Source organism: Candidatus Omnitrophota bacterium (genome assembly GCA_028716165.1).
Lineage (GTDB): Bacteria > Omnitrophota > Gorgyraeia > JABMRG01 > JABMRG01 > JAQUQI01.
Genome location: JAQUQI010000001.1, coordinates 178,756 through 202,630, shown reverse-complemented (window position 1 = coordinate 202,630; position 23,875 = coordinate 178,756). Strand labels below are relative to the sequence as shown.

4 protein-coding genes are annotated in these 23,875 nt (G+C 38.5%); all 4 read left to right on the top strand.

Features of this window, described 5'->3' with window-relative positions; translation table 11 throughout:
• The first annotated feature begins 355 nt into the window (after positions 1-355).
• The gene (locus PHV77_00930) at positions 356-19,477 is read left to right on the top strand and encodes an AAA family ATPase (protein ID MDD5503864.1); all 19,122 of its coding nucleotides are present in this window, start codon (positions 356-358) and stop codon (positions 19,475-19,477) included.
• A 193-nt stretch (positions 19,478-19,670) separates the two neighbouring features.
• Complete coding sequence (locus PHV77_00925; GenBank protein ID MDD5503863.1) at positions 19,671-20,900, top strand: IS256 family transposase; 1,230 nt, start codon at positions 19,671-19,673, stop codon at positions 20,898-20,900.
• Between the two features lie 100 nt (positions 20,901-21,000).
• On the top strand, positions 21,001-22,449 hold the full coding sequence (locus PHV77_00920; protein ID MDD5503862.1) for an amidophosphoribosyltransferase: 1,449 nt from the start codon (positions 21,001-21,003) through the stop codon (positions 22,447-22,449).
• A 32-nt stretch (positions 22,450-22,481) separates the two neighbouring features.
• Positions 22,482-23,846 (top strand): TrpB-like pyridoxal phosphate-dependent enzyme, encoded by a 1,365-nt coding sequence (locus PHV77_00915; protein ID MDD5503861.1) that lies wholly within the window; start codon positions 22,482-22,484, stop codon positions 23,844-23,846.
• Positions 23,847-23,875 lie beyond the last annotated feature (29 nt).

Below are 23,875 nucleotides of genomic sequence, written 5' to 3'. Positions count from 1 at the left end.
AATAAAAAAGGCATATCCTTTGGTTATTAGCGACAATAACCGGGACGTGATGTCCCAGGGAGGATATGCCCATGAGAGACTTAGACCTCTCCCAGGATACGGTCGCAAGACAATGGCAATATGTAAAGCGAAATCTTTAAACTTATGGATCTTTGGTATCATAAAGTACCTTAACATAACAATACCAGAGGATATGTCTAAAGACTCAATTCAATCTGAACTTAAATACGCAAGTGCACAATTATCTTGACACTACTAAATACAAATTTTTGTTGACAGAAAACGCGGATTATGCTATTATCTTTATAAGTCTTTTTTCAAAGATTGTATAAACGTCTCAAATAGGGGTTTATTCATGGTGTGGCAGCGTAATAAGACCAGCCGTTTTATCTTTAAAATCATTTCTATAGTTATAATCCTTGCCTTTTTACTCCACGATATCTCGTGGGCATGTAATTGGGACTTTTCATTCAATAATGACTCTGCTTTAAGAGCACAATCTGTAAAGTCAAATCCTATTAGCCTAGAAATAGAGGGGGCATTAGGATATAAGGGCGTTGATTTAGGTAGTATAGACCCTGAAACAATTGCGCTCATTAAATCTTTAGATGTTGATTATCTTCATAATAAACTAAATACAGCTGATACCACAGAACGCCTTAAAGATGGCTCACCTATTTTTCCAGACAAACAAGACAATATCAGATCATCTTCATCAGGCGCTTCCCCGGAGCAGCAACATTTACTAGTCCAGAAAGAAAGCCACCCAGAAAACTTAATCACTGCAAAGCCCGTTAAGAAATTTAAACCAATACATACAAAAAGAGCACCGTTGCCTTATAGCTTTTTCTTTTCTAGCCCCAAGCATACTATGCGTTTGTTTGGTAATAGGCACGGTGCAATAGCCAAGGATGTTTTTATGTGGGCTATTTTTGGGGTTGTGGCTAGTTATGCTATTTCACTTATACCTTTCGGTATTATAAGTAGTGGAACGGTTTCAATATTGCAAATCTTACGTAATCCCTATTCTTTTGTAGCAGGTTTTTTGGGAATATTTGGAGGCATGATTGTTGGAGGCCTTTCAATTGCAAAAGAAGGAAAAGTCGTAGGTGTTATCAGTCTACTTATAGGTGCTATTGTTTGCTCCGCAATTCTCATTAGTCCAGTAGGTGTAATTTCGCTGCGTATTGCGTCTTTAAGTTTTCCAATTATAGGAAGCGCTTCCGGCGTTTTACTCGGCAATTACCTATCAATTAACAAAAGAGATTCTCGTATTCCTTCCTTGTCATACTGGAAAACCCTTAAAGAAATTATACCTGTAAAAAGTGAGTGGGTAGGTGATTTTTACCGTGACGTTGATGATTTTAGTGGTGGTCTAGCTGGTGCGGGATGGTTTATTGGAGGCCTGTTATTATGGGCTGCCTATAGCTTTAATTGGTGGCAGTTAGGAACTGATAATGCTACGCCTGCTGTTAAGTGGGTAGCTTGGTTAACAGAAATAATTGCTATGCCACTTATAGCCATAGGATTGCCGTTTTTGATTGGGAGAGGTATAGATCTATCAAGAATGCTATGGCGCTTGTTTTGTTACCCCTTTACCTTTATACGGCTCTCAACGGTGAATACCAATTTTCCTGAAGACATTTCTGATGATTTAATAAATGATACTGCAGGTACATTTTCAAGAATGCACACTGAGACGCTGGAAAATTTATTAAAAAATTGGATGGATGTAAGGCATGAGTCCAAAATTACTCGGTTATGTGCAAGTGGCAATTGGAAAAAGAAAGAGCGTGTATTACAAATTTATTCTGATTTAGTTTCCTATGTTCAGACAAAAGAAGCAACTGTACATAAATTTACTAAAAATAGTGGTGACAAACAGCGCCTTTTAAACATAATAAATGATTTAAAAATAAAATTAGAACAAAACCAGATAAGTGGTGTCAGCCTGCTTAAGGATGTAATACTTAAAGTAACTCAAGATTCTCAAAGCTTAGAAGAATTTGTTTCGTGGATGAATTTATTAATAGAACTTCATAAAGATTTATGGCAGTCTTCTCAGTGTATCCTAAGTATTTACGCAGACTTAAAAGAATTTAAAGAAGCACATAAGGCAGCTTTAGGTAAATTTGCTCATTCGTCCGATGACCAGCGACAGGTATCTGTAGTTATTGATAATCTGAAAACTGTTTTAGATGCCCACGGGTTAAATGCCGCTGGTCTTTTAAAAATTGCATTGCCTCAACTTATCGAAAATGCAAGAAATCTAAATGAATTTGTTTATTGGATTGGTGTATTGGCTAGTATTGATATTAAGATCTGGAAATCAGGAATTCAATCTGTAATTAAGGTTTACAGTGATCTTTTGGAATTTGAGCGGGCCAAAGAGGAAGCTGTCAGAAAATTTACGCATAATAACCAGCAAAAAACCCAACTTGTCAATGCTACTAATAATTTAAAAGATAAAATAGCTAGTTATGGCTTAAATTCAGCAGATCTGCTTAAAGATATTATCCCCGAACTAACTAGAAATGCTGACGGGTTAGAAGATTATTTATATTGGATACAAACGCTGGACAACTTTGATAAGGCTGTATGGCAGTCTGGCAAACAAAAAATTTTATTAGTTTATATGAATTTGAGAGATTATAAACAGGCAGTTAAAGCGGCAGCAAATAAAATTAGTAGAACTGCCCAAGAGAAAGTAAGCTTTTTGGGATTAATTGATGATTTTAAAAATAAGGTAACAAGAAAAAATACAGATGCAATAGTTGCTTTTAAAGATATTATCATCGCGATTACGCAAGATTCGACAGATAAAAACACTTTTGTTTTTTGGCTTAATAAATTAACCGAATTAGAGGATACCATCTGGAAGTCTGGAAGCCAAAGAGTACTAGCTGCATATTCAGACCTTAAGGCTTATGCCCAGGCCAAAGAAGAAGCAGCACGCAAATATACGGCCAATCAAAAAGACTCTTGGGAAATAATCGCCGCTATCGATAATGTTGAATCAAAAATATCTTGGCAAAAGATAGAATCTGTCAATCTTTTAAGGACTGCGATATCAGAACTCGTGCATGTTGTTCCAGATAAAAAAGAATTCTTATTCTGGATGGAAATTATATCACGTCTTGATAAAGAAATTATTGAGCCGTTTGCCAGGGGTATGAAATTAATTTTGGAATTTTGTTTGTCTGAAGAAGGAAAAAGGAAAGATAGGCGCAATTTAGCCACAGCTTTGAACCAATATAGAGCTAAATTTGGTGAAGTTCTTGCCGTCAGTTATAATCTCTTAGTTGAGTTAACGTATCCTACAAGAAGCGTGGAAGAGAGAGTAGAAAAAGCAAGGAAATATATTGTAGAGCAGAAATTGGTCAAATTAGGTGTGCCTTCTCATCTTGCGGATATAAGAGACGCGGTTAGTGCAGAAGAATGGATTAGTGCAGTTAAAGAAAACACTATAAGTTCAGATTTAACTCATACTGGAATTCAAAAAGCAATGTCTAAGATGGGTCGCGATGGTCTTTATTCTTATTTTGAAACTGAAAACCCCATATTTTATAGAACTTTTCGCCAAGGAACCCAAGCTTTGAACTCCGAATTTAACAAGCCAGGTGAGAAATTTAGAATATTATATGACGTAGCTATTACTGAAAAACATGAAAGAGACTTCTCTAATATTATGCCTATGTCTGATGAAGTAAGAGCAGTTCAAGATATTATTATAAATTTACGTAACAAATGGCCAAATTTATATAGAAATTTCGCAAAAGCTAAAAAGGATCTTCTGGGCAAGCAAGAGGTAGAAGAATTCATTACTAAAGAAAATGTTGCTGGCGTGGCCTCAAGATTGTTGAAGATGATGTTAGGCTGGGAAGATATACCTTCTCAAGACAGGTTGCCATGTATTCTACAACTTATTGAAATACTTGCTTTTAGTTCTTCCGATGAAATAAAGGAAAGCAGAAATGAGATATTTACTATAAACGATGAATTCCAAAGATTAGAACTTATTTCTATGTACTGGCAGGAACTTTTTGAGTTATCTCAAAAAATGAGCAGGCTTACTTCCAACCCCCGCATTAAACAGCAAGTAATTCCTTTCTTAAAAAGGAAAATTATTGATACAAATAATGCCATTGGAGTAGGAGGCGAAGGAATATTGCAGTTTTTCTTATCAGGAAAAACTATAAGTGATTTCTTGAAAGGTAATGTTAGTGGAGATTGCTCGGCAAGTCCTCAAAGCGGTATTTCTCATGCGAATATGCATTTTTCTGACTCATTTAACACAGTTGTTGATCCGGCGTTTTTTTTGTTTAAAGTAGTTGAAAATGGCAAATGGATAGGCAATATATATTCGTTAGTAGTCAAAGATAATGAAAATAGGACAGGATTATTTTTGGATGTTCTTCAAATGTCTCATCACCCCCTTTCTGATAATAATGGTGATGAATGGAATGCCCGCAGGAGGAACCTTGCAAAGAATTTAATTCAACAGTTAAAAAATTGGTTGGCTTACGAAGGGTTTGACTTTCTTGTAATAAGTTCAACCCCATCTACAAGATCGGAAAGCATTAAAACTGCAATTTTTCAGGCAATTAAAGATGATGGAATAATCCAAGAAAGCTTAAATTTAAAAAAAGCTGGCTCGTCAGAATATGCACAGGAATTTGGTTTTAGTAAAGAATATGTTCAGTTTTTTAGCAGTGAAGCGACAGGTGATTTCAGACCTGTTAATGGGTATAAATTTGAAATTGAGCCGAAAACAAAAAAAATTAGACATATAACAAAAGAGAGCTTAAGATACCAAAAGGAAATTGCAGAATCGCAGCGACTGTTTGCCGGATTTCAAGCTGAAACTATTCGGTTACAAGCACTTGTTGAGGATATATCAACAGAACTTCGTCAATTACAGCAAAGTTACAATAAGGCAGTTAATTTTAAAAGAACTGCAGTAATAGGCGCTTTAAAACCGGCAATAGATAAGAAGAAAACTGAATTAGATAAGATGATTCAAGAAATACATGAAATAGAAGTAAAAATGAAGTCGCGCATAGCATTCATCGAACAGCTGGAAAAAGAATTAGGTACAATTCTACCAAAAGAAAGGGAAATGCCTAGCTTGCAATTTGCCAGCCCCTCTATTAGCAGATCCGTGCCTTTAAAACTTATTTTTACAGGTTTTTTCTTATTATCTTTTACTAATATGGCTCGTGCAGCTACTATTGTTAAAAGTTCTGTTACCACTTTTGCTGAATCTATGCTTTTATTAGTAGGCATAGCTACAGGGATATTTCTACTGTATAAGATCTTTTGCTTTTTGTATAAATTGCTTAAAGAAGACGCATATTCATATCCTTATGAGAAAAAGGACAAGACAGATTATATTCGTTCCGACTATTTTAACAATACGGCACCTTCACCTCGGCTACTCAGGCCTTTATACGAAGAATATCATCTTCCATTTGAAATACAGGATTTATTAGGGCAGGTGTTACTAAAAATTAATCCTACGTTAAGGCAAAGATTGCCGTCACATATTGATATAAAACTACCCTGGGATGTGGGCATCTCTCGCAACCAATCGCTTAAAGTAATGAAGTTATTGTTTACTGTACTTTCAGATTATAAATCCATTCATGAATTTTTTGTTGGCCAAGATTTTTATAGGCAATTTAAAATAGACACAAATCATTTAGGTTTAAGCAATGATTTTGACCAGCCAAGGCACGTATTTTCGTTCATAATAAAAGAAAATGATATTAAACGTGATAGAAATGAACAGATAGAGAAATTTATTGAAAAATTCCTAAATTCTTTGATTGAGGAATGTGAACCTATTTTGCATAGATATGAGACAGAAAGAGAAATTTTATATAAAATAAAAAAAGAAAGAGACCATTTAAATAAACCAACTTTTTGGGAACGAGTTAATCAGCGGACAGCAGTACAAAATTATTTTTTATTGCTTAAAAGCTTGGCATTTATGCGTTTTAAAGCACGCTTAGTTAATCTGCGAACATCACTTAATGAAAACACTTATTTAGAAGCCCTTGGTTTAATAGAAGAATGTTTACGTGTGGGACTAGGCTCAGAAATTATTTCACTTGAGAAAACTCACGAATTAAGCGCTGATTTAAATAAGCTTTTGCAAAGAGAATTGGCCGAAGTAAATGATTATCTAGATCAGCTTATTATTTTGCATGAGGCAAGAGACCTTGATTTGGAAGACGCGCAAGACATTAGATTTGAGATGGTTTTATTTGGCAGGACGCCCGATGATATAGCTATAGGTGAAGCAAGCGGTGATTGTACAGCAATCTCAGGCAGGACGGGAGCCTTTTTCTATAATACCATTCCCCAGTTTTTATTTGACCCTGGATTTTTGGTATTTAAGATTTTTCAAGAAGGAGTTTGGGTAGGAAATGTATATACAATAGTAGCTGAAAGAGAAGGAATTCCCGTATTGATAATTGATGCGATGCAGCTTCCTGCATCTGATAGATCTTGGCCCATTTCTGTGGAAAAAATTGCAGACAGGGTTATTGAAGAAATAGCACGCTATGCAGATTATGTTGGTTTTCAGGAAGTATTAATGAGTAGTTTTGTTTCTAATTTTTCTATACTTCAACGTTATTTCGACACAAAACATCCTACAGCACCAACGACGATTAGAAAAATAGGAGGATTTGACCATTTAAAGAATTTAGGACTTTGGAATGATAAATCAGAACGAAATGAGTATATAGAAACTTTCAGTCCGCAATGGAATTATTTTTGGAAAAAAAGAGTCGATCCCAATATCTCCTGGCAAACATTACTTTTAAGAAGAATATGGCAAAGGAGAGGGCCCCCAATAGACTTGTCGCAGCCTGTGCCTACCGAAACAATTAAAAAAGATCTCCCAGAAATAGATTTACCGTCGCCTGCTTCTAAGGAGGTATTTGGCACCCAAGACAATATCAAATCATCTTCATCAGGTATCTCATCTGCAAAACCCACATTCTTTAAAAATTTCAACCCCACTAAAATACTTCGAAACATACTGCTTATCTCAGCATTCATTTTTACAATGGGCCTGGCCAGCATGTCTAATGCGCAAACTCAACTCGCGGAAGTTATAATACCATTAACGCAACAAGAGCAGGTTGATATACAAAGAATTGAAGCAGTAAGGTATTCTGAAATAGCCTCACTGATATGCCAGCTTGCGGACAGGGACAGCCGTACCTTCTGGTGGGAGGGCGTAAGAATTGGCCGCCAGACAGTAGAGGCCTTACGTGGCGCTGAAAAAGACTACTCACTTTCTCGTGCTGATCTATCACGGCTGAGAATGGCTTTAAATTCCTTAAGAAAAGGTAAAGGCAGCCTTGAGCAGGTAAGTAATTACTTGTATTGGTTGCCTGATATGGGGCGCTTGGCCCAGGCTTTAGAGGAACAGGGCTTAAGGCGCCAACCATTAGGGCAATTAAGAGAAGCCCGCGAAAGATTACAGGATAGACAAAGGATTGCTGAGCTTCAAGACAGAGCTCAGGCTTTAGAAAGTGATGTAGAGTCCTTACAGGAAGAAAAAGCAGAGATTTTAGAAAGATTTTCTGAATTGCATGATAAGGTTACAGGCGCTCAGGACGAATTTGTAGAAAAGATAGCAGAAATTAAGGATTTACTCCAAAGTCAGGCAGATCAGGCAGAAGTAATGGCCCGGGATTTAAAAGATAAGCTTGGTGAGCAAAGACAAAAGGCAGAAACCCTTGCCCAAAGCCTGGAAGATTCTCAGAGGCAAGCAAAGGCCTATGAAGATAGAATCAGCCAACAGCAGGATAAAATAACAGAGCAGGAAGAAAAGGTAGCCAGCCTTGAAAAAGAGCTCTCTGCTCAGCAAAAAGTATATGAACAAAAACTTAAACAAGAGACAGAAGCCCCCCACACATTAAGCAGATTCTGGCAAGACAGCTCTGCCCTTCAAAAAACACTAGCCATTTTATCACTCTTATTGCTTATAGGTATTTCTGTAGTTTCAATTCTATCTTTATTAGTACGAAATAAAGCCCTTAAATCGAAAATAACAGAGTCAAACGCACTTGAGGCGTCTTTAAAGCAGAAAGACGATGAGCTTAAAGAGGCAAAAAGGCTCTTAGTTCAAGCAAAACAGGATGAAGAAGCCGTCAAAAGAAGTGCCGCAGAAAATAAAGATAAAGCCGTAGAACTTGAAAGGCTTCTTAGAGAGCAACAGAAACCGGATACTGAAGCACATCAACAACCTCAAGAGGCTCCTGCGGTTGCAAAACCATTAGCACCTGTAGTACCAGTAGCGCAAGCAGAACCTGCAAAACTCGCAGAACCAACAAAAAAGCCAGTGGCCGCAGCTGTAATACCACCTGTTACAGAAGTTAAAAAAACAGATGCAGGAATTGCCGATGACCTCGAACATAATGCAAGAAGAATTACAGATCTTGAGAAGAAAACCGATGATGTTGAAAAGCAGCTAGGTGTATTTCTGGCTGGTATGACAAAACATCGTAAGATTACAGCACCGCCTGCTGAAAATGAAGATTCAAACGAATGGCTGAAATCCGCACTAGAACAATTAAAAGAGCTTGAAGCAGCAAGAGATGCCCTTGCCCAAATGGGTAAGGCAGTAGATGCTTTATATAAGCAAGTAGAAGGTTTAAAAGGGGATATAAGCAAGCAACAGGACGAAATACCGGCTGCTTCAGAAAAGCCTGCGCTACGGGCTCCTCCAGAACAAAAAGAATCAACTCAGTGCACACAGGAAGGCTTTCTCAAATCCCTTGGCGCTAATATGCAAGCAAAGTACATACAGCGGCTTGCACGGTCGGAAAAGATAGATTTGGAAAAAAGAGCTAATTTTATAAAAGATGAAATTGGTATAGACATAGGTGAGGGTAAATATATAGGCCTTCTTACAGTAAGTGAGTCTACATTAAAAAGGAAGAAAGAACTTTTAGAAGAATTAAGCCTGCCTTTAAAGCCTTATCTTTTTAAAATGGGGGAGGGCCGCTTAAGGGAAAAGGCCTTAAAAAGAAAAGAAAGGCCTTTGCCAGTTCAAGTCCCGCCTGTTTTACTTGTTGAGCCCTCTGAAGATGACGTATCTGCGCAAGTTACACAAGAACAGGCCAAAGCCCTTGAAGAGCAGACAAGATCTTTGGAATCTGAAAGAAACACTCTTGTAAGTGAAATAGAGGCTCTTAAAGCTCGCAAGGATCAGCTTGAGGCTGATAACAGTGCTTTATCTGCTGATATAGCCCGGCTTAGGCAGGATAAAAATAATATTGTCCAAGAAATAACTGTTTTTGAGCAACGCCTTGCAAATATACAAGCAGAAATAGACAAGAAAGAGAAAGCAACGCAAGATGTAATATCTTCAGATGCTGAAAACCTGCGCCGGCAAATACAAGCCTTAGAAAAAACAAAATCTGCTCTTGAAGCTGAAATACAAGCCCGTAATAAAGCCAAAGAGGATATTGAAACAGGGATCTCTGAACTATCAAGCAAGAAAACTTCTTCCGAAGAACAATTAGACAATACTCATCAGCAAATTACCCAAGTAAATATCACCTTAGCCGGCCTATCATCTGAAATAGAAAAACTAAAAACAGATAAGAAGGCTCTTGAAGCTCATTTGGCACAGATTGAAGACCAGAGATTAGAGGCCGAAAAAGTTTTTAATCGGGTTAAAATGGCACTGGATAATATTAACTTAGAATTAAGCCAATTAAAAAACGAAAAGGCCAGATATAAAGCGGATATTTCAGATCTTGCTAAGCGTAAAGATTCTTTTGAAAATAAATTGCGGTCAGACCAAGCAGAGTTGGCAAAACTGACGGCGGCGTTACATACGCTTCGTGCGCAAATAACCAAAATTACTGATGAAAAAGATAAGCAGGAAGCTGACGAAGAAACTAAGATAAACGCTAAAGTATCATTGGTGGACAAATTAAATTCCAGAATGCAAGATCTGCTTAATCAAATAACTCAGAAAAGGCAAGAAATCTTATTAGCGCAGGAGCAGAAAAGTATGCTTGGGGAAGAAATAAAAAGTCTTGCTGAGCAAAAAGATTATCTTTTGCAAAAAATAACCCAGCTTGAAAAGAATTTTCAAAATTTAACAGATCATCTGCAGACATTAAAGTCAGAAGGCCAGCAAAAGCAAGCAAATTTCGCGGAGCTATCTCGAGCACAGGAAGCTTTACGTGTAAGTTTAAGTAACAGTAAACACGAAATAGCCCAAGCAGCAGAAGCACACAGAATATTAACAGCTGAAATAGCTCGGTTTCAGCTTCAAAAACAAGACCTTCTTTTAGAGGTTGAAAAATTAACAAGCCAAAAGGAGTTTTTAACGAAAGATCTTGCTTTGCTTAGGCAAGAAAAAGAAAGGTTGGAAACTGACCTGCTTTCTTTGAGGGAAGAAAAAAAGCGGTTGAAAAAAAAGCCTGAGGAAATAAGAATTGAAGAAGAAGTAAAACCAGAAGCAGAAAAACTAGAAGAACTATACGAAAAGGCCCATATTTTATTAGATGAAGTTGCTTCTCTCGGAGATGAACAAATACACGATGCTCTAATCCAACAAATTAAAAAAACAAGTATTAAAGGAATAGACATAGAATCTGTCCCTATCAAATCTAGGCCAGGCCATACTAATATCATAATTAAAATTCCCGCAACCGAACAAAAATACGAACATTTGCCTAAAATTATATTAAATGCTCATATAGACATTCATAACCATGGATACCATGTTTTCTACAAAACGAAAGAAGAATTTGTAAAAACAGGCGCATTAGACGACAGGGCTGGAGTCGTTGCAATTTTAATGGCCTTGAAAATTCTTAAGCAAATGAAGGAGAGCGATAGTACGCCCCATGGACCTATATGGATAATTTTTAGTGATTATGAAGAACGAGGTTTTAGCGGCTCCGTTGATTTAGTAGATAAATATCAGGGCGAACAAGCCGAGAACGCTGAAAATGAAAAATATAAAGGTTTGTTTGATAACACTCACTTGATTATTACCGTTGATGGTCCTTTAGTGTGGCCTCCTGATTCTAATCTGCCATTAGAGGATATTAACCCATTTGTTATAGCAGGAAGATATGACAAGGAAGATATGAGATATAAAGCAATTGAACATGCTGTATCTGCTGTAAATCATCCAAGATTTCGCGAACCTCATTATTCATCCAGTGATGGCATAGGCGACCACCATAAATTCAGAACTATAAACGATAAAATATTTAATAGCTACCCATTAGTAATTAATCTACGAGCCCCACACATCAATTATCATGCCTCGAATGAGACAACTGACATAGAACGTCAAATAACCCCATTCGCTAAATGGTTGACTGAAAGCGTTGTTGCGTTAAGCAATAATTTGACGCAGTCTTATCTTAATGCTGTTGCCGGAGATGCTAACATTATGAAGGGTAAAGGACAAAGTATGTTTTCACCCGAAGAGCATACTGAAGTAAACCATGTTATTGAAGAAGCTCAAAGAAACAATAAGGGTTTACTTATATATGGCAACGCTTTAGGCTGGAAAGATGGGAGGGGTGCATATAGTAGCGGCATAGAAGATATTATCTTGGGCCTAAAGGCTTATTCTAATATAAACTTACCAGAATTAGGCACCGTTGATATTACTGAAATACTTAAGGCTGTAAATGTGATTCTGATTCAGCCGTGCAATAAATCACCAGGCTTAATATTAAAAGATGCAAATACATATCAGGTTGCTCATAGTGGTGCTAATCGCAATTCAATTTACATAAACCAAGTCGTTTTCCAATTACTTCTGCCAAAAGAAATTACTGCTCTGTTAGTTCATGAAACAATAGAACTTGCTGCCAAACAATTAGTTTTAGAGAAAAATATTCCATGGTCAACTGAATTAGCTCAGATGGTCCATAATATTGCTGAAGATTATGAAGCTCAGATTGTTGGAAAAAGTGTTATGGGAGATGGTAGCAGACTAGATGATAAGATAAAAAGAATTTTAACTCAATGGCTAGTACCGCCTCGCATTTCCTTGGGTGACAACTATTCAATTGCATTGTGGAGCAGAAGCAAAGAAGATTTAAGCAGAGGCAATATTAGTGGTGACTCTACCAATCCAAAGTCCCCTAAATTTAAATACACTACTCCCAGGCATATATTAGATCCTGCGTTCTTGAACTTTAAGATTATGAAAGGAGATACATGGATTGGGAACGCTTACGTTATTTCTGCAATAAAAAAACAGCAGGGTAAAGATCCTGCGCCCATCTTAATAGTTGATGCAATTCAAGTGCCATGGGAAGCAGCACAAGGTCTCGCGGTTTCCAAAGAATTTCCAGTAAAGACAGAACAAGAAGCAAAAGAAATCTTTGATAGGGTGATTAGAGGGGTCAAGGCATATGCAGAGCTTTATGATTACAGAGAGGTCTGGTTAAGCGGCTTAATTTCTAATTTTACACAACTTAAAGAAGCATATAGGAATAGATATCAATTCTTTTCTATTAAATCGATGCCTATTACTATAGAGAAATTTGGTGATTTGTTGCATCTTTTGATACAAGGAAAAGATAAGAAAGAATATATTGTTTCTTTAAGCCAAGTTGATTCGCGATATGCCCCACCTTCAATTTTTCCAGTAGATCAAGGATGGCTGGATAAATTTGCTATAATTTGGCAAGCAGGCGATAGTTCTTCTGCCTTAGGCTTAGAAAAATCTGCATTGCCAAGAGATAAAGATCTATCAATTCAAAATAAAAATGGCATAGAGTATCTTAAGTTAGATGATTTAGAATTTGAAAGAGGTAGAGGGGATATCTCTGTTCCTAACATAAATTTACCTTTAACTCCTACAAATAGACTTCATCTCAAAGAACTCCTCAAAGATGTTATCTTAGGTGAAAACACACTTTTGGTCGGTGAAACAGGCACAGGTAAAAGCTCTCTGGTATTGTATCTAGCCAAACTCCTAAATCGTGAGTGTAAGGTTATGTCATTAAATGAAGATACGGACGTAAAAGACCTTTTAGTCAGGCAGACTTTTGGAGAAAAAGAGGAAGGTAAGACCAACTGGTCAGACTCGGTCTTGGTTGAAGCAATGAGAAATGGCACCTATATTATTTTAGATGAAATAGATAGGGTTCAGCCAGGAGTGTTATCCAGCCTCAACAACATACTCCAGTTTAGACAAGTAACCCTGCCAAATGGCGAGGTAGTTACTGCTCACCCAGATTTTAGAGTTTTTGCTACCATGAACCCGCCCAGGCCCCCTTATATAGGTAATCTATTATCAGGGGAATTAGAAGATAGATTTAGTATGCATACTATTGAGTACTTATCTAAAGATGAAGAGATAGCTGTGCTGCAATATTATGCACCAAATGTCAATAAAGCAATTTTAGAATCATTAGTTAATGTAGCAAGCGACTTAAGGGCTTCTTATAAGCAGGGAATTTTACCCAGGCCATTATCTACGCGTGCGTTAGTGAAAATTGTACGACATCTAGCCATGTATGCTAAAGAAAATATTAATGTTCCAATTAGGAAAGCTTATAATTTAGAATATCTTAATGCAGATGCGCAGCTAATAGTGGAAAAAGTTTTAGAGGTGTATGGATTAACCAAGAAAGTGGAGGTAAAAACAAAAGCCGAATTATCAACACGCGCAGAAAATATAATTAGCGCCCAATCAGTAGCAGCAAAGCAATTATATGAAGAAATAGGCCATCAGGATACTATAGAAGAGGCAGAAAAGATAGCCGAAAAAAAATTAGAACATTGCGGAGTAAAAAAACAAAAAGCAGAAAAGATTAAAGGTGAAAAGACATCTTTTCTCAATGAGTTAAGATTGAGCTATGTTGAGGCAGAGCACGAGGGTGCTCAGATTGTGAAGGATACTTTAAGAGGCGCTATTGATAAATTAGAGTCAGAGCTTCAATCCGCAGAAGAACATATGCATACTATAAGAACAGAAGAAATAGCTGTTAGAGAACTTTTAGAATTATATAGTTCATTAAAAACAATTTCCCAGAGAATTCGTTTTATTGAAAAAACCATAGATAATCAAGATAAAGAATTTTTAGTTATTGATGATCTAACATATGACCGTGGCCAGGATGGATCCTTTGTTCCAAGCATAGACTTGGAACAGACAAATACAAATATCAACCATTTAAGAGATATTTTAAGGGATGTTATTCTTAATGAAAATGTCTTACTGGTAGGAGAAACAGGCACTGGAAAGAGTTCTTTAGTTCTCTATCTGGCTAGATTGTTAAATCGTAGTTGCCGTGTTATGTCTTTGAACGAAGACACAGACATAAAAGATCTGCTTGTAAGGCAAACTTTTGGAGAAAAAGAGGAAGGTAAAACAGGCTGGTCGGACTCAGTATTGGTTGATGCCATGAGAAATGGAGATTATGTTATTTTAGATGAAATAGACAGGGTTCAGCCAGGAGTTCTTTCAGTATTGAATAATATTTTACAATTCCGCCAAGTCGTATTGCCTAATGGAGAAGTAGTAGATGCTCATGTAGATTTTAGAGTTTTTGCCACTATGAATCCTCCCAGACCACCTTATACAGGGAATTTATTATCAGGTGAATTAGAAGATAGATTTTCAATTTACTCTATTGACTATCTCCCCAAAGAAGAGGAAATTGCAGTTTTGCAAAATCACGCACCAGGTGTTGACAAGTTTGTCCTGGAAGAATTGGTTGATGCTGCTAACAATTTAAGATTTTCTTATAAGCAGGGATTTTTACCCAGGCCATTATCTACGCGTGCCTTAGTGAGAGTAGCTAAGCATTTAGAAGTATACCCACACGATGACGTAATGGCTATTATTAAAAAGGCCTACAATCTGGAATACCTGAATATAGACGCTCAAGCATCTGTAGAAAAGGCATTACAGCCTTATAAATTTGCAAAGACCAAAACAACCACTATGCCGGTGCTTCAATCCGCTCAGCATGATTCTAACTTGCCGCTTAATTTAGCTCCTTGGCAGGATTTTGCACCTGAAGAAATAGGTTTTACGCCAGAGGAATCGGCTTTTTCACCAGAAGAAAAGAACTATGACGCAGAAGAAACAAATTTTACTCCACAAGTTAATTCCTCCGATAGAATTGTTTCTGATGAAAGAATATCAGTTACTGAAATTGAAAAAATTCTTCAGGGTCATAGCAACGATGTTATGTCAGTTGCTTATTTGTCTGATGGTGGTTTGATTGTTTCTGGAAGCAAAGATAGCAAATTAAAATTATGGAATTTAGAAACAAACGAAATCAATACGTTAGGGGATCAAGGTACTGAAATTTGGGCAATAGCTATTTCACCTGATAACAGATATATAGCTTCAGCAGGACCTAGCGGCAGTTTAAAAGTATGGGATTTAGAAAATAGAACATTCAAAGTATTAAAAGGCCATACAGACAGTATACTTGGCACAATTGGTTTTTCTCAAAATGGAAATTTTTTAGTTACTGGAAGCAGAGACAAAACAGTTAGGGTTTGGAATTTAAGCACGTGTAGAGTGCGGATTTTAAGCGGTCACGAAAAAGAGTTAGAAGGAACAGCTATTTCGTCTAATGGTGAAGTTGTTGCGTCAGGGGGTTGGGATAGTGTCATTAGAGTTTGGAATTTAAGAACCAATAGAGTTCAGATATTAAGTGGGCATAGTGGCGCAGTTGGGCCGTTGGCTTTTTCAGGGGATGGGAACATGCTTATTTCAGGGAGCATGGATAAAACAGTTAAAGTATGGGATTTGAGAACTAATCGAGTAAAGACATTAAGAGGCCACACCAGTTCTGTTTGGTCTGTGTCAATGTCTAATACGGGATATATTGCTTCTGGTGATGAACAAGGAATAGTTAAAATATGGGATATAGTCCATAATAAAGCCAAAACATTACAGGCGCATTCAGGTACCGCAGCTTCGGTTTCTTTTGCACCAAATGAAGAAAAAATAGTTTCAGGGGGCTTTGATGATGTAGCTAAAGTTTGGAATATCGCAAAAGACCAGCGGCTAATAGATGCTCAAACCGGAGAAGATTTGAGAAACCGCGCCCTAGAAGCTGGCCATGACCCGATTACACAGCAGCTTAGTATCGAGGTAAAGGTTAAAACAGTTAATCATCAACAGAAAGACTACTTAACTATAGGAAATGTGGAAATGATTAGAGGGCAAGATGGTTTGTATGTACCGCAAATAGAATTAGAGCACACCCTTACCAACCTTTCATATCTCAAAGAACTCCTCAAAGATGTTATCTTAGGTGAAAACACACTTTTGGTCGGTGAAACAGGCACAGGTAAAAGCTCTCTGGTATTGTATCTAGCCAAACTCCTAAATCGTGAGTGTAAGGTTATGTCATTAAATGAAGATACGGACGTAAAAGACCTTTTAGTCAGGCAGACTTTTGGAGAAAAAGAGGAAGGTAAGACCAACTGGTCAGACTCGGTCTTGGTTGAAGCAATGAGAAATGGCACCTATATTATTTTAGATGAAATAGATAGGGTTCAGCCAGGAGTGTTATCCAGCCTCAACAACATACTCCAGTTTAGACAAGTAACCCTGCCAAATGGCGAGGTAGTTACTGCTCACCCAGATTTTAGAGTTTTTGCTACCATGAACCCGCCCAGGCCCCCTTATATAGGTAATCTATTATCAGGGGAATTAGAAGATAGATTTAGTATGCATACTATTGAGTATTTACCCGAACAGGAAGAAATAATAGTCTTAAAAAAATATGCGCCTAAAGTAAAAGTATCACGGCTTAAGGAATTAATTAGAGTTGCTACTGATTTGCGTACTGCCTATAAAAATGGGCTTTTACCCCGGCCGCTTTCTACTAGAGCTTTAGTAAGAATTGCTAGACACCTTAATATTTATCCAGAAGATGATATTGCAATTATAGTTAAGAAAGCCTATAACTTAGAATATATCAATGATAATGCCCAAGGAATGGTTGATAAGGTACTAGAGGTGTATGGACTGACAGGTAAAAAATCTTCTCCCGAAAAACCGACAGCTAATTTTATATTTCCGCCTATAGTGCATCAAAATAAAATCATTCCGTTTAATATGGTAAACCCAACAAGTTCACAATCTTCTAATAAATCTTCTAATGTTTCACGACAACTTTTGCAACTACTGGAAGGCCTTGCTAGAATTATTACTAGTAATCCAGTATTAAAAATGCTTCCTTGGCAGCAAATGGCCCCAGATGATACAATGAGGACTTGGCGCTATCTTTTTGGATTAAACCAGATTCAATATCTCCCTGAGGACTTAGAGCACAAAGACGCAGATATACCTTCAGCCATTACCATGCACGAAGTATGGCATGTAATCTTTAGCGATCCTGATGTTATGGATGAAGAATTCAGGCAAAATCGCTCCTTTTTTACATTGCTTAATCCTATAGAAGACTCGCGTGTAAATAATATTGGCATAAAAAGATATCGAGGTGCAGGACCATGGATTAAAAAGTTATATGGTGAAAGATATGACACTAAGAATTTAGAAGAAGAAAGGCCTGCATTTCAATCTCTTCCGCTGCATCTACAATTTGGTTATGGATTGATATATAAATGGTTTAAGGGGGAAGATGATCCAAGGATTTCCAATCAGCGGGTAATCGACGCCCTTAAGCAATGCGAACCAGATATTGTTGCTGCTTATTCTACAGAGAGCTCTAGAGAAAGCTATGAAATAATCCGCGATAGAATCTGGCCCGTATATGAAAAACTAATCGAAGAAGTAAAAGATAATGCTATTAACAATCATATGATGCAGAAGATGGCAGGAAAAGGACAATTAGGAGATAAGGTGCTTGATAAAAACGGAAAACCATTACCTATGGATCAGATACCAGAAGATCTAAAAGAGCAATTGCAAGAAAAAATAAAAAAAGAATTAGAAGAAATGACACCTGAAGAACTGCAAGAGTTAGCTAATCTTGCAGTTGACCAAACGCAAGAGGCTGAAAAGAAATTCAATGAAGAATTTAAAGGTAAAATGGTTCCTAACCCTACGCTTCCCGAAGAAGATCTTACTGTTCAAGAGAAATCTTATAGCAAACAATTCGAAAAAGGAGCCAAACAACTAAAGGAAGCTTTGGCTGAAGCTGCGGACGAATCAGATGGCTCAAAAGAAACCCTGGGAGAGAGAAGCGAAAAAGCAAAAGCTATTTTAGAAGGAGAAAAAATCTCAAGAGGTGGTGTAACAGGAGCCGAAAATGCAGAATATGAAGTATACCTTAGGGCTGTTAAACCGTTTATTCTGGTTTTAAGAAGGCACCTTTTGATGGTGTTGCAAAAAACAGCCAGAGATAGAATGCAAACAAGCCGTTCCTTTGGCGATATTGATCCCAATGCTTTAGTAGAAATCCCTTCTGGCACGGACAGGATATTCCAACGCAATCTTAAGATAGGTAAATTTAATTATAGAATAGTTCTTTTAATCGATGGAAGTTATAGTATGAAGCGCGAATCCAATAGATACAAAAGAGCGATTGAAGGGACCGTTCTTTTGATGGAAGCATTAAAAGACATCCCGGGCATTGATTTTGAAATCGCTATTTTTAATGACCGCACACCCTATCTGCCATTTAAAAAGCTGGGTGAGAGAGTTACAAGAAAGAAGGCAGTTGAAACGGTTAAAGGTATTGAAGCTAACGTAGGTATAGATACACGTTTTGATGCTGGTTGTATTGCCAAGGCAGTTGAGAGAATGAAACACCTTAAAAGAACCGATAAAGATATGCTTATAGTAATTACAGATGGTAATCCCGATAGGCCTGAAACACAGGAAAGGCAAGAATTAGAAAAATTATTTAGCGAAGCCAAAGGAATAAAAATATTTGGTATAGGCATTGGTCCGGAGGCTAAACAAGTGGGAAAGGTTTATCCTAATGGTGTTTGGGTTGAGGATTTATCAAGGCTGTCAGTAGAATTATCTTCAATCCTGCGAAAAGAATTAAAAGCGCCTGAAGCTGCGGGGCCATGGAGCTCTTATGCATATATTGATATAATGCAGAAAAAACAAACCAGGGAAAATAACTTTGCTTTAGTCGAAAGGCAAAAAGCCATACAGAAGCTAACCGAAAAAGGGAAAGCAGTAGTCCCTGTTTTGCTAGATACAATAGAAAAGACCAACAGTCTCAGCCAGATGGAAGGCCTTGCTGAAGTATTAGGCAGAATAGAAGATATAAGGGCACTTCCTGTTTTGCAGAGGCTGCAGCAAAAGCAGCGCTCAAGCCTGATTCTTGAAAAAGCTGTTATGAGATTATTATCATCTGCTAATGCCCAGAGAAGCATTACGCCTGACACGTTGATGACTCCACAAGAAACCACGGTCACAGCGCCTGCTGTTGATATAAAAAGCAGCAGAATTAATCCTGCAAATCTTAGAAACCTTAAAAATAGAAACAGCGCAATGCAAAAAGCCGCGTAATTATATAGTCTGTTCGCATACCTCATACCCCCAGTAAAACGATCATATTAAAAAAACGTTTTTTCCTCAACATAATGTAAAATATTCTGTGCACTTTCAGTATAAAAGTTCATTGAAATCACAATAAAAAAGGCATATCCTTTGGTTATTAGCGACAATAACCGGGACGTGATGTCCCAGGGAGGATATGCCCATGAGAGACTTAGACCTCTCCCAGGATACGGTCGCAAGACAATGGCAATATGTAAAGCGAAATCTTTCAGATTTAGGTATTATTACCCAAGACTCACTAGAAGTTGATATAAGATTAATAATACAGCGCGTTATGCAAAACAGCATTAACAGAGAGTTCCAGGAGGCTATTAAAGCAGAGCTTTACCAGAGAACGCATACAAGGATAGACGTAAGATGTGGTTATTATGACAGGGTATTTACATCAACATTCGGTGCTGCAACTGTTAAAATACCCCGGGCAAGGCATGCAAAGCTAAGATACAAGCTCTTTGACACATACCAAAGACGTCATAAGGGGCTGGATTACTGCATAGCATTATCAGTGATATTAGGCTTATCAACGCGTAAGCAGTCAAAGCTCTTCTATCATGTTATGGGAGACTCTGTAAGCCATGCCACAGCTTCTAACCTGTTATACGCCTTAAAAGAAGAGCTAAGATGCTACAGGCAAAGGCCAATAGCTAATAACTACAAGTACCTTATACTTGACGGCATGTGGGTGCATATACAAGAGCTTAGCATAAGACAAAGGCCTGTTCTTTTTGCCTTAGGCGTTACCAAAGACAACAAGAAAGAGCTCTTAAGCTTTAAGCTGGCCCAAGGCGAAACAAAGGCAGAATATACGTCACTTTTAAATGATCTATACAGACGTGGCCTGGAATGCTTAGATTGCATAATAGCAGATGGCTCTGAGTCAATAACCCAGGCTGTTAATACTGTATATCCTTATGCCAAAAGGCAATACTGCTATACTCATAAATTACGCAACTTATTACAAAATATAAGGCATAAATGTAAACACAGAGCTAAAATGCTAAAACAGGCCAAGACTATATACCAGCAGCCTTCTAAACAAAGGGCAATTAACCGGTTTAACAGGTTTTTATATAACTGGCAGGATAAAGAACCGAGGGCTTGCAAGAACTTTCAAAACAACTTTATCAATATTTTGAACTATTATGACTTCCCGAAAGCGGACAGAAACTTAATAAGCACCTCAAACCACTTAGAGCGCTTTATAGAAGAGATACGAAGAAGAAATAGGATACAGGGTTACTTTAAAAACGAACACTCTTTAAACTTATGGATCTTTGGTATCATAAAGCACCTTAACATAACAATACTAGAGGATATGTCTAAAGACTTAATTCAATCTGAACTTAAATACGAAAGTGCACAATTATCTTGACACTACTTGATTTAAATAGTAGTTTACATCCGTATACGCAATATAGTATAATAAATATCCTTCAAATCCGCATTTATGAATACGTGTAAGGGAGAAGCGAATGAGCGGAATATTCGGTGTTTTTTCAGAAAATGATTGCGCTGAAATCTTATTTTACGGCACTGATTATAATTCACATCTTGGCACGGAATTTGCCGGCATGGCGGTTTTGGGCGATGATTTCAGCCGCGTAATACACAATATCAGGCAGAGCCAGTTCAAATCCAAGTTTTGTAATGATTACAGGCAGATGCGTGGCAATAAGGGTATAGGTGTTATCAGTGATTGCGATGAACAGCCTATATATCTTAGCTCTAAATTCGGGCCTTTTTGTATAGTGATAAGCGGTTATATTGAAAACGCGAAAACTTTGTCGGATGATCTTTTAAGAGAGGGTGTTTCATTCAGTGAAGTGACCAGGGGGCAGGTGAATTCAACCGAGCTTGTCGCGAAGCTGATACATCAGGGCAAGGACATTGTAGACGGCATAAAAAAGATGTTTGACAGAATACAAGGCTCGTGTTCACTTTTGATACTGCACAAAGACGGCATATACGCGGCCAGAGACCGCTATGGGTATATGCCTTTGGCTGTAGGAAGGCGCGGCAATGATTGGGCGGCGGCGAGCGAAACATTCGCGTTTGAGAATATCGGTTTTGACGTTGTAAAGTATATAGCTCCGGGAGAGATTGTTCTGTTAGATGGAAACGGGATAAGCATCAAGCGGCCTGCCGGCGGCATGAACCAGATATGCGCTTTTTTGTGGATATATACCGGGTTTCCCGCGTCAAACTATGAGGGTATCAATACGGAGATTGTAAGAGAAAGATGCGGCAGACTGCTTGCTATGCGCGACAAGGATATAAAACCGGATCTTGTGACAGGAGTGCCGGATTCAGGCCTGTCGCACGGATTAGGCTATGCCATGGAATCAGGCCTGCCCTTCCGCCGGCCGCTTGTGAAATATACTCCGGGTTACGGCAGGAGCTATACCCAGTCTTCGCAGGATACAAGAAATCACGTCGCCACAATGAAGCTTGTCGCTATTAGGGAGATCGTTGAAGGCAATAAAATAGTTTTATGTGAAGACTCCATAGTCAGAGGCACGCAGCTTAGGAATTTTGCTATCAAAAAACTATGGAACAGAGGCGCGAAGGAAATACACGCCCGCCTTGCCTGTCCGCCGTTGATGTTTCCGTGCAAATTCAACCTCTCTACGAGGTCAATAAAGGAATTAGCCGCCCGAAGGGCCATACACGCTCTTGAAGGCCGGGACATAGAGGATGTTTCGGAATATATTGACGATAAGTCAGAAAAATACAAACGGATGATTGAGTATATCGCAAAGGACCTCAATGTTACTACCCTAAGGTATCAAACTATAGAGGATATGGTAAAGGCCATAGGGCTTGACCGGGAAAAACTTTGTCTGTATTGCTGGACCGGCGAATGCCCCGCGCAGGGCGCTTGTCCGTTGAAAAAAACCCGCCGTCAGGTTGCAATGGCATAATATCCGTTTTATATAAATGCTAAGGAGGTAATATGACGAGGAAGGTTATCCTGGAGGAAAAGGACATACCAAGGCAGTGGTATAATATCGTTGCCGATCTCAAGGGGCCCATTATGCCGCCTTTAGGCCCCGACGGAAAACCGGTTACTGCCGACATGCTTGCCTCTGTATTTCCGATGAATCTGATAGAGCAGGAGGTAAGCACTAAACGCTGGATAGACATTCCGGAAGAAGTGCTTGAAATATTATACCGCTGGAGGCCTGCTCCTTTAAGAAGAGCCGTTTATCTTGAAAAGTATCTTAAGACCCCGGCCCGTATTTATTATAAAGATGAAAGTGTAAGCCCTCCGGGCAGTCATAAACCAAATACTGCGGTTGCCCAGGCATGGTATAATAAACAATTCGGCATAAAGAGGCTTACTACCGAGACAGGGGCCGGCCAATGGGGCTGCGCGCTTTCATTTGCCTGCTCATTGATCGGGCTTGAATGCCGCGTTTATATGGTGCGTATAAGCTTTGATCAAAAACCCCTGCGCAAGATAATGATGAAGGTGTGGGGAGGAGAATGTATTGCCAGCCCGAGCAAAAAAACAAAATTCGGCAGAAAAATACTAAGGCAAATGCCTGATACTCCCGGCAGTCTCGGAATAGCTATAAGTGAAGCGGTAGAGGACGCGGTATCTGATAAAAGCGGCAAGACCCGTTATGCCTTGGGCAGTGTTTTAAACCATGTCATGCTGCATCAGACTATTATAGGTTTAGAAGCCAAGAAACAACTCCAGGTTATCGGAGAAAGACTGCCTGATGTGATAATCGGCTGTGCCGGAGGCGGAAGTAATTTTGCCGGCCTGGCTTTTCCTTTTATATATGATAAGATAAACGGAGCCAATATTGATATAATACCGACCGAACCCACCGCCTGCCCAACGCTTACAAAAGGCCCTTATACTTATGATTACGGCGATATGGCCGGGCAGACCCCTCTGCTTGCCATGTATACATTAGGGCATAATTTTGTTCCGCCGCCAATACATGCCGGAGGACTTCGTTATCACGGGATGTCTCCTTTGGTAAGCCACGTTGCTAAACAGGGCCTTATAAGGCCAAAGGCCTATGACCAGGTTAAATGTTATGAATCGGCATTTATATGGGCCAAGACCGAAGGCATGATATGCGCTCCTGAAACCAGCCATGCTATAGCATGCGCTATTGATGAGGCGAAAAAGGCAAGCCAGGAGGCAAAGGAAAAGGTTATTCTGATGAACTATAGCGGCCACGGGCTTATGGACCTGGCAGGTTATGATAAGTTTATGCAGGGGCATCTTAAGGAATACCATTTGCCTGAAAGAGACCTCAAGGCCTCGCTCAAATCATTAGAGGGCCTGCCCAGGATTTAGTTCGCGCGCTTTACCGGTATGCGCGTTGC